Source organism: Citrobacter sp. EC_71 (genome assembly GCF_019584005.1).
Taxonomy (GTDB): domain Bacteria; phylum Pseudomonadota; class Gammaproteobacteria; order Enterobacterales; family Enterobacteriaceae; genus Citrobacter; species Citrobacter werkmanii.
Genome location: NZ_VDAY01000032.1, coordinates 22,890 through 31,427, shown reverse-complemented (window position 1 = coordinate 31,427; position 8,538 = coordinate 22,890). Strand labels below are relative to the sequence as shown.

Sequence of the window (8,538 nt, the reverse complement as noted above, 5' to 3'; positions counted from 1 at the left end):
GTGAAGTGATTCACATCCGCCGTGTCGATGGAGGCGCATTATAGGGAGTTTCCTTCAGCCCGCAACCCTTAAATTGCAGAAAAATGACTGACTGCTGCATTCCACAGCAAAACCCTGCCTTATACCCATTTACACACAGAGTTATCCACAAAAATATGGATCGCTTGCAATCGTCACTGGGTTTTATCCCTCATCTATAGAGATGAAAGAATGGAATTGAGGGAAAGAGAAAAATTCGCGAGCGTTGCGCAAACGTTTTCGTTACAATGCCACCGCACAACAAGGCTGCCCCGTAAGGGGCGTTAGCTGAGTTTTTACGCAAGAATTCACCTAACGCTCTCTGTAATAGTCAAATCCAGGGGATTTACCATGCAACAACGTCGTCCAGTCCGCCGCGCTCTGCTCAGTGTTTCTGACAAGGCCGGTATCATCGAATTCGCCCAGGCACTTTCCGCACGCGGTGTGGAGCTGCTGTCTACGGGGGGCACCGCCCGCCTGTTAGCAGAAAAAGGTCTGGCGGTGACCGAAGTTTCCGATTACACCGGTTTCCCGGAAATGATGGATGGACGCGTAAAGACCCTGCATCCAAAAGTACACGGCGGCATCCTCGGTCGTCGCGGCCAGGACGATGCGATCATGGAGCAGCATCACATCGCCCCTATCGATATGGTTGTCGTTAACCTGTATCCGTTCGCCGAGACCGTGGCACGCGTTGGCTGCTCGCTGGAAGATGCGGTAGAAAACATCGATATCGGCGGCCCAACGATGGTCCGCTCTGCCGCGAAGAACCATAAAGACGTCGCCATCGTGGTGAAGAGCAGTGACTACGACGCCATTATTAAAGAGATGGATGCTAACGAAGGTTCTTTGACTCTCGACACCCGTTTCGATCTCGCGATTAAAGCCTTCGAACACACCGCCGCCTACGACAGCATGATTGCCAACTACTTCGGCAGCATGGTTCCGGCTTATCACGGTGAGAGCAAAGAAGCCGCCGGTCGCTTCCCGCGTACGCTGAACCTGAACTTCATTAAGAAGCAGGATATGCGCTACGGCGAGAACAGCCACCAGCAGGCTGCCTTCTATATAGAAGAGAATGTGAAAGAAGCGTCCGTTGCCACTGCACAACAGGTTCAGGGCAAAGCCCTCTCTTATAACAATATCGCCGATACCGACGCGGCACTCGAGTGCGTGAAAGAGTTCAACGAGCCGGCCTGCGTGATCGTCAAGCACGCCAACCCGTGCGGCGTAGCGGTGAGCACCACTATTCTCGACGCTTACGACCGTGCGTATAAAACCGACCCAACCTCCGCGTTCGGCGGCATTATCGCCTTCAACCGCGAACTGGATGCCGAAACCGCGCAGGCCATTATCTCCCGCCAGTTCGTGGAAGTGATCATCGCCCCGTCCGCAACCGAAGAGGCGCTGAAAATCACCGCCGCCAAACAGAACGTTCGCGTTCTGACCTGCGGTCAGTGGGCACAGCGTGTGCCGGGTCTGGACTTCAAGCGTGTTAACGGCGGCCTGCTGGTTCAGGACAGGGATCTGGGTATGGTGAGCGAAGCTGAACTGCGCGTGGTTTCCAAACGCCAGCCGACCGAGCAAGAGCTGCGCGATGCGCTGTTCTGCTGGAAAGTGGCAAAGTTCGTGAAATCTAACGCCATTGTTTACGCCAAAGAGAATATGACCATCGGCATAGGCGCAGGCCAGATGAGCCGCGTCTACTCCGCGAAAATCGCCGGGATTAAAGCGGCTGACGAAGGTCTGGAAGTGAAAGGTTCCGCGATGGCCTCTGACGCCTTCTTCCCGTTCCGCGATGGTATTGATGCCGCTGCCGCCGTGGGCGTGAGCTGCGTGATCCAGCCTGGCGGTTCTATCCGTGATGATGAAGTCATTGCCGCTGCCGATGAACACGGTATCGCGATGATCTTTACCGACATGCGCCATTTCCGCCATTAATCCACGGAGCAGACGATGAAAGTATTAGTGATTGGCAACGGCGGGCGTGAGCACGCGCTGGCGTGGAAAGCGGCGCAGTCGCCGCTGGTTGATACCGTTTTTGTCGCACCGGGCAACGCGGGCACCGCGCTCGAACCCGCGCTGCAAAACGTGGCTATCGGCGTAACCGATATCCCGGCGTTGCTGAGCTTTGCCCAGAACGAGAAAATTGACCTGACCATCGTTGGCCCAGAAGCGCCGCTGGTGATTGGCGTGGTCGATGCGTTCCGCGCCGCAGGTCTGAAGATCTTTGGCCCAACCGAAGGTGCCGCACAGTTGGAAGGCTCCAAAGCCTTCACCAAAGATTTCCTCGCCCGTCATCATATCCCGACGGCGGAGTATCAGAACTTTACCGAGGTTGAGCCAGCCCTGGCTTACCTGCGCGAGAAAGGCGCACCGATCGTCATCAAAGCCGACGGTCTGGCCGCCGGTAAAGGCGTTATCGTCGCGATGACGCTCGAAGAAGCGGAAGCCGCCGTGCAGGACATGCTGGCGGGTAACGCCTTTGGCGATGCAGGCCACCGCATCGTGATTGAAGAGTTCCTCGACGGTGAAGAAGCGAGCTTTATCGTGATGGTCGACGGCGAGCACGTACTGCCGATGGCCACCAGCCAGGACCACAAACGCGTGGGAAACGGTGATACCGGCCCGAACACTGGCGGCATGGGGGCTTACTCCCCGGCGCCGGTGGTGACTGATGAAGTGCACCAGCGCACCATGGAACGCATCATCTGGCCAACCGTAAAAGGCATGGCGGCGGAAGGGAATACCTACACCGGCTTCCTGTATGCGGGCCTGATGATCGACAAGCAGGGCAACCCGAAGGTAATCGAGTTCAACTGTCGCTTTGGCGATCCGGAAACCCAGCCAATCATGCTGCGCATGAAGTCGGATCTGGTGGATCTGTGCCTGGCCGCCTGCGACGGCAAACTGGATGAGAAAACCTCCGAGTGGGACGAGCGCGCTTCATTAGGCGTGGTGATCGCCGCGGGCGGTTATCCGGGCAGCTACAGCATCGGCGACGAGATCCACGGTCTGCCGCTGGAATCCTCAACTGACGGCAAAGTCTTCCACGCTGGCACTAAGCTCGCCGACGACGACCGCGTGCTCACCAGCGGCGGACGCGTCCTGTGCGCCACCGCGCTGGGCCACACCGTCGCCGAAGCGCAGAAACGCGCTTACGCCCTGATGACCGACATCCGCTGGGACGGCAGCTTCAGCCGTAACGACATCGGCTGGCGCGCCATCGAACGCGAACAGCGCTAACGCGAAATTTTCGCCAGCAGCGTTTTACGCGTAATGCCTAACTGACGGGCGGCTTCCGTTTTGTTGCCGCCCGTTTTTTCCAGCGCCGCCAGAATCACCTCTTTCTCCACTTCCACCAGCGGCTGGATCTCGCCACTGTATTCCGTTTTTATTGGCGTCGCGGCAATAGCCAGCGGCAGCTCGCGCTCGGTAATATACTCGCCCGTCAGCAGCACCACCGCCCGCTCCACCGCGTTTTCCAGCTCACGGATGTTTCCCGGCCAGCCGTAGTGAATCAGCAGATCCATCGCCTGCGGAGTAAAACCTTTCACCGCTTTACGGTTACGCGCGGCAAAACGCTGGAGAAAATGTTCCGCCAGTAGCGGAATATCTTCCCGACGTTGACATAATGCGGGCATTTCTATAGTGACCACGTTCAGACGGTAGTAGAGATCCTGGCGAAAACGCCCGGCACTGACCTCCTCGGCCAGATTACGATGCGTGGCGGCGATCAGCCGTACATCAACCGTCAGCGTCTGATTACCGCCAACGCGTTGCACCTCTCGCTCCTGGATAGCCCGCAGCAGGCGCACCTGCATCAGTGGTGAGATATCGCCAATTTCGTCCAGAAACAGCGTGCCGCCGTCCGCTTCGACAAAACGCCCTTCCCGACGTTTATCCGCCCCGGTAAACGCACCTTTCTCGTGACCGAACAGCTCGGACTCCAGCAGAGACTCGTTCAGCGCCGCACAGTTTAGCGTCACCAGCGGCTTATCGCTGCGCGCGCTGCTGGCGTGTAGCGCGCGGGCAACCAGCTCTTTCCCTGTCCCGGAATCTCCGTGGATAAGCACCGTAGCATCCGAGGGCGCAACCATCGCGATTTCATTGAGCAATTTCTGCATCGCCGGACTGCTGCCAATCATGCCAAACTGCGCAGCCGACGCCGATGGCAGTTCAGCGCCCGTTTCCCGCGTATGCGCCAACGCTTTTTCCAGCGTCTCCTGCAGGCGGTCAAAATCCAGCGGCTTGATTAAGTAGTCCAGCGCCCCGGTTTTAAGCGCCTCAACGGCGGTCTCCACGCTGGAGAAAGCCGTCATAATCAGTACCGGAATCGCCGGATTCAGCGCTTTAATCTCTTTCAGCGTTGCGATGCCGTCCATCTCCGCCATGCGAACATCACACAACACTAAATCAAATACGCGTTCGCGCACCTGTTCCAGAGCCGCTCGCCCGCTATAGGCCAGCGCAACCTCATAACCCCAGCCGCGCAGCAGCGCCTGTAAAATGGTGCAGTGGCTGATATCGTCATCTACCACCAGAATATTGATGTTTCCGCGCGTCATCCTTGTTAATCCTGTCGTTTCACTTTGGTCGGCAGCCAAAGGGTAAAGGTCGCACCTTTGCCCTCAACGCTTGCCACCTGAATGGTACCACCGTGCTGTTCGACTACGTTCTGCACTACTGCCAGCCCGAGACCGGTTCCGTCAGCTTTAGTCGTGAAGTAAGGCGTAAAAATGGCCTCCAGTTGTTCCGGCGCAATCCCCTTCCCGCTATCGGTCACCACGATTTTAACGCGATCAGCGCTGCTTTCACTCGCTTCAACCGTAATTGTGCCCTGACGGCCTATCGCATGAATGGCGTTCAGATACAGATTCAGCAGAACCTGAGTGAGCCGATCGGGATCGGCCTCGATGGCAGGCAGCGTGGCATTGGCTGCAAATCGTAGCTGGATTTCCCGGCTTGCGGCATCCTGACTCACCAGGTGGAGTGAGTGAGTGATGACCTGGTTGAGATCCACGTGTTGTAGCGTCAGGTGCGCGGGTTTCACCAGCTCCAGCAGCTCACTCACCACCCGATTTAAGCGGTCCGCCTCTTTCGCCATCACCTGCGCCAGCTCGTGGGACTCACCGCCAGCTGGTGTTCGTTCGGCAAAATATTTTGCCAAGCCTTTGATGGATGAAAGCGGGTTACGAATCTCATGTGCAACGCCAGCCGCCAGATGCCCGAGCGCCATCAGCTTTTCTTTGCGCTTCATCGCATCCTGTAGTTCTTTATACGAGCGCTGATAGCGCTGATACCAGAAGTACGTCAACACGGTTGCCAGCAGCACAGCCGCCAGCGCAGACAAAACAATCAGCGTATTTCGCCACTCTCTGGCCTGAGTCGCGGCCAGGTCGCTGGCATCAAAAGCGATAAATATGGTCTGCGTTGGGGTGATAAGCTGCCCGTCATTGCTGGCGCAACGCGCCATGCCATGGCGTCCTGGGCCATACATCGGCTGGAACTGGCGATAAATTTCCAGTGCCGGCGTTATTTCCCCCTCCCCCATTGGAATCTCAATTTTACGCCAGCGTTCTTGTTCCTCGGGGTGTAGCTGCTGCAGGATATCGGGAGAATAAAGTGATTTACCCACCATCGCAGAATTGCTGTGGGTAATAATGACGCCATGCTCATCGACGACGGCAAACCATAGCACCCCTGGTTGTACGGCCATTTCCTCCAGCAGCGTCTGCTGCTGGGCATGATGCATGCGCATCCCCATGCCTACACGGGTGCCGGACTCCAGGGCGCGAATCAACACACTGCCTTTTTCCAGGAGCGTTTGTCGGGCGGCATCACTTTCCCGGCCATAGTCCCGTATGGTCATAATCGAAAACCAGCCGACCAACATCAGGATTGCCGCCAGCAAGAGTCTGCTCAACCACTTTGCCACCGTGTCCTTATAAAGACGCATACGTTCTCCCTTTACCCACCGTTTCCTTTCATCGTTGCCGGTATACAGCAGAAATCATGCCATTTTTTCTCTCTGATAACCCTGCCCTCAGACACAAACTGCTGTAAGTAGCGGGTAAAAATGACCCGCAGGCGAATTCTGGCGAGTCATTTTTACTCGCTTCCCTACCGAGAGGACGAGAACAACGCCCGCACGGCCTGGATTGCCGCTTTGGCACGGAAGATGCAAAAGGGAATGTAAGCTAACCAACAGGAGAACGGACAATGAAACGGAACAACAAACTGGCGCTGATTGCACTCTCTCTTATCGCTCTAGGCTCCACCCCAGCGCTGGCGCAACATCACTGGGGATATGGGGATGGTATGCAGCAACGGGCCGGCATACCAATGACTACCGAGCAGCAGGCTACCGCGCAGAAAATTTATGATGATTACTACTCACAGACCAGCGCATTACGCCAACAGTTGGTCTCCAAACGTTATGAGTACAACGCCTTGTTAACAGCCAGTTCGCCAGACACGGCAAAAATTAATGCCGTGGCAAAAGAGATGGAGGCTCTGAATCAGTCTCTGGATGAGCAACGCGTTAAGCGTGATGTCGCGCTGGCTGAGGCAGGTGTGCCACGTGGTGCAGGAATGGGCTACGGCGGATGCGGCGGTAACTATCGCGGTGGCGGTCATATGGGAATGGGACACTGGTAAAGGACTTAATGCCTGATGGCGCTACGCTAATCGGACTACTGAGGATGGATAAGACGCATGTGCGTCGCCATCCGGCGTTAAAATGTTTTCTCTTTCGGCTGCCAGTGACAAAAATCTTCATTGGCGACCAGCAGCAGTTGCGATCCTTCGGGCGCTTCCAGCCATGCCACGCTCACCTCTACGGATGAACGGCGCTGGCGGCGCTCAATATGGTTAATCGCCCACGATTCCAGATCGGGCTTCACTGTTTCACCTTCACAGGTCGTCACCGTGTTATTCGCATGCCAGCGTCCCTGACGCAATATCACCCGTCCCTGACGCAGCGCATCGCTGGTCTGGCGGATTTGATCGGCGCGATAGCGGTAAAGTGCGATTTGATCGCTGGAAAGCTGTTGTTTTTGCCCGTCGACTTCACGTTGCATGAAACTCAGTTCGCCCCGGTCATCAAAGCGTATCCGAACATGTTCCGACGGTTTACTGTATACGTTGAGTTCTATCAGAGAGAGCGAATCACCCTGCCAGCGGTATTCACTGGTGGTGGTATCGCCTTTACGCCACGGACTAAATACCGAGAGCAAGTGAACATCGTCGCTGGAATCTTTACGCCAGATGCGTACCGCCCCCTGGTCGCCAACATAGCCGCTGGCCGTGAACGGAGGAAGCTCAGAATGGCTACCACAGGCTGACAGTAACAGAACACCTGAAAGCCAAAGCGAATGACGCCAGATGGACAAAAGGGGCGAAACCGCCCCTTCGATAAAACTGTTCACTGCCACGCGAATTACTTAACCGCGTCTTTCAGTGCTTTACCAGAAACAAATGCCGGTACGTTAGCTGCGGCGATTTTGATTTCTTTACCGGTCTGCGGGTTGCGGCCAGTGCGCTCAGCACGGTGGTTCACTTTGAAGGTACCGAAACCAACCAGTTGTACAGCATCGCCTTCTTTCAGAGACTCAGTAATAGCAGCCAGAGTGGATTCCAGAGCAGCTTTAGCCTGTGTTTTAGACAGTTCTGCTTTGTCTGCAATTACATCAATCAGTTGAGTCTTGTTCATAAGTTATCCTTACAATGTGTTTATCGCTTGCTAAGCATCGAGTGCGACGGAAATGCCAGAAAAGCACTCTCCTGCATACACGCACCGATAGCCACTTTTTTTCGCCCCCCAAATGTAGACCAGACCGGGGGCGGATGGGAAGCCTTCAGGCACGACAAATCAGGCGTTAAATCACGTTTTATGGTGTCATTGCTGAAAATTTATACCAATATTGCTCTCACCAGCCTCGCGCAGGTCTGCACGAAGCCCTTTTATCAGCTCAATATCGCGTTCTTCACAGTCGGCTAAAAGTCGGAAAATTTCCCACTGAATATCCCATTCTTGCTCAACGGCAGGGTTCTCTTTCAACTCTTCATCGGTCATTTCGCGACCAGCCTGGGTCATTTCCAGCATCGCAACCGTCGTAATCGATGCCTTGCTGACCTCAATCGCATGCTCCAGCGTTTCACCGCTAAGACGTGAATGCATCAGTTCGCTTAATGCCACGCAGGCATCAATCGCCGGGTAAACGCCGTACAGATCGTAATCATCCGCAGAAGGAATGGCCTCTTCAAACTTTTCCAACTGGCTGTCGAAATTGATTTTCGCGTCTTTTACCGTCAGCGTTTCCCAAATTAAATCTAAAATTCGGCGGTAAATTTGCCCATCGCCAAATTCCGTTTGCTTGCAGAACATGGCGTAGTTTGGGTACATGCGCTCACAGAGGCAGGCCATAAACGTGACGTGCTGCCAGCTTTCCAGCTTCTCCAGGCGCAGGTGAATAGGGTTTTGTAACATGATGAGTTCTCAAATACGGAAATTAGCCG

General features: G+C 55.3%; 8 protein-coding genes. 3 read left to right on the top strand and 5 right to left on the bottom strand.

The window, feature by feature from the left end:
• The first annotated feature begins 369 nt into the window (after positions 1-369).
• Both purH and purD read left to right on the top strand, forming a co-directional pair.
• Positions 370-1,959 carry a bifunctional phosphoribosylaminoimidazolecarboxamide formyltransferase/IMP cyclohydrolase gene (gene purH / locus FHD02_RS22545; RefSeq protein ID WP_220394325.1) on the top strand — a complete coding sequence of 530 codons (1,590 nt, stop codon included), beginning with the start codon at positions 370-372 and terminating at the stop codon, positions 1,957-1,959.
• Between the two features lie 15 nt (positions 1,960-1,974).
• Positions 1,975-3,264 carry a phosphoribosylamine--glycine ligase gene (gene purD, locus FHD02_RS22540; RefSeq protein ID WP_220394324.1) on the top strand — a complete coding sequence of 430 codons (1,290 nt, stop codon included), beginning with the start codon at positions 1,975-1,977 and terminating at the stop codon, positions 3,262-3,264.
• Here the strand turns inward: purD and zraR are convergent.
• The gene (gene zraR, locus FHD02_RS22535) at positions 3,261-4,586 is read right to left on the bottom strand and encodes a sigma-54-dependent response regulator transcription factor ZraR (protein WP_137360350.1); all 1,326 of its coding nucleotides are present in this window, start codon (positions 4,584-4,586) and stop codon (positions 3,261-3,263) included. The genes purD and zraR overlap by 4 nt on opposite strands.
• Before the next feature lie 5 nt (positions 4,587-4,591).
• The gene (zraS, locus tag FHD02_RS22530; RefSeq protein WP_220394323.1) at positions 4,592-5,977 is read right to left on the bottom strand and encodes a two-component system sensor histidine kinase ZraS; all 1,386 of its coding nucleotides are present in this window, start codon (positions 5,975-5,977) and stop codon (positions 4,592-4,594) included.
• 263 nt (positions 5,978-6,240) lie between these two features.
• Between zraS and zraP the strand changes: the two genes are divergently transcribed.
• A complete protein-coding gene (zraP, locus tag FHD02_RS22525; RefSeq protein WP_220394322.1) occupies positions 6,241-6,678 on the top strand; it encodes a zinc resistance sensor/chaperone ZraP in 438 nt (145 codons plus the stop codon).
• Between the two features lie 77 nt (positions 6,679-6,755).
• On the opposite strand, the gene FHD02_RS22520 is transcribed toward zraP, so the two are convergent.
• From FHD02_RS22520 to FHD02_RS22510, 3 genes are all read right to left on the bottom strand, one after another.
• A complete protein-coding gene (locus FHD02_RS22520) occupies positions 6,756-7,448 on the bottom strand; it encodes a DUF1481 domain-containing protein (protein WP_137360353.1) in 693 nt (230 codons plus the stop codon).
• 11 nt (positions 7,449-7,459) lie between these two features.
• On the bottom strand, positions 7,460-7,732 hold the full coding sequence (gene hupA / locus FHD02_RS22515; RefSeq protein WP_001044509.1) for a nucleoid-associated protein HU-alpha: 273 nt from the start codon (positions 7,730-7,732) through the stop codon (positions 7,460-7,462).
• A gap of 186 nt (positions 7,733-7,918) precedes the next feature.
• On the bottom strand, positions 7,919-8,509 hold the full coding sequence (locus FHD02_RS22510) for a YjaG family protein (RefSeq protein WP_042314221.1): 591 nt from the start codon (positions 8,507-8,509) through the stop codon (positions 7,919-7,921).
• Between the last annotated feature and the right edge of the window lie 29 nt (positions 8,510-8,538).

Coding starts and splice junctions, on each gene's coding strand:
- purH (WP_220394325.1), top strand. CDS start 370: ATGCAACAACGTCGTCCAGTCCGCCGCGCTCTGCTCAGTGTTTCTGAC.
- purD (WP_220394324.1), top strand. CDS start 1,975: ATGAAAGTATTAGTGATTGGCAACGGCGGGCGTGAGCACGCGCTGGCG.
- zraR (WP_137360350.1), bottom strand. CDS start 4,586: ATGACGCGCGGAAACATCAATATTCTGGTGGTAGATGACGATATCAGC.
- zraS (WP_220394323.1), bottom strand. CDS start 5,977: ATGCGTCTTTATAAGGACACGGTGGCAAAGTGGTTGAGCAGACTCTTG.
- zraP (WP_220394322.1), top strand. CDS start 6,241: ATGAAACGGAACAACAAACTGGCGCTGATTGCACTCTCTCTTATCGCT.
- hupA (WP_001044509.1), bottom strand. CDS start 7,732: ATGAACAAGACTCAACTGATTGATGTAATTGCAGACAAAGCAGAACTG.
- FHD02_RS22510 (WP_042314221.1), bottom strand. CDS start 8,509: ATGTTACAAAACCCTATTCACCTGCGCCTGGAGAAGCTGGAAAGCTGG.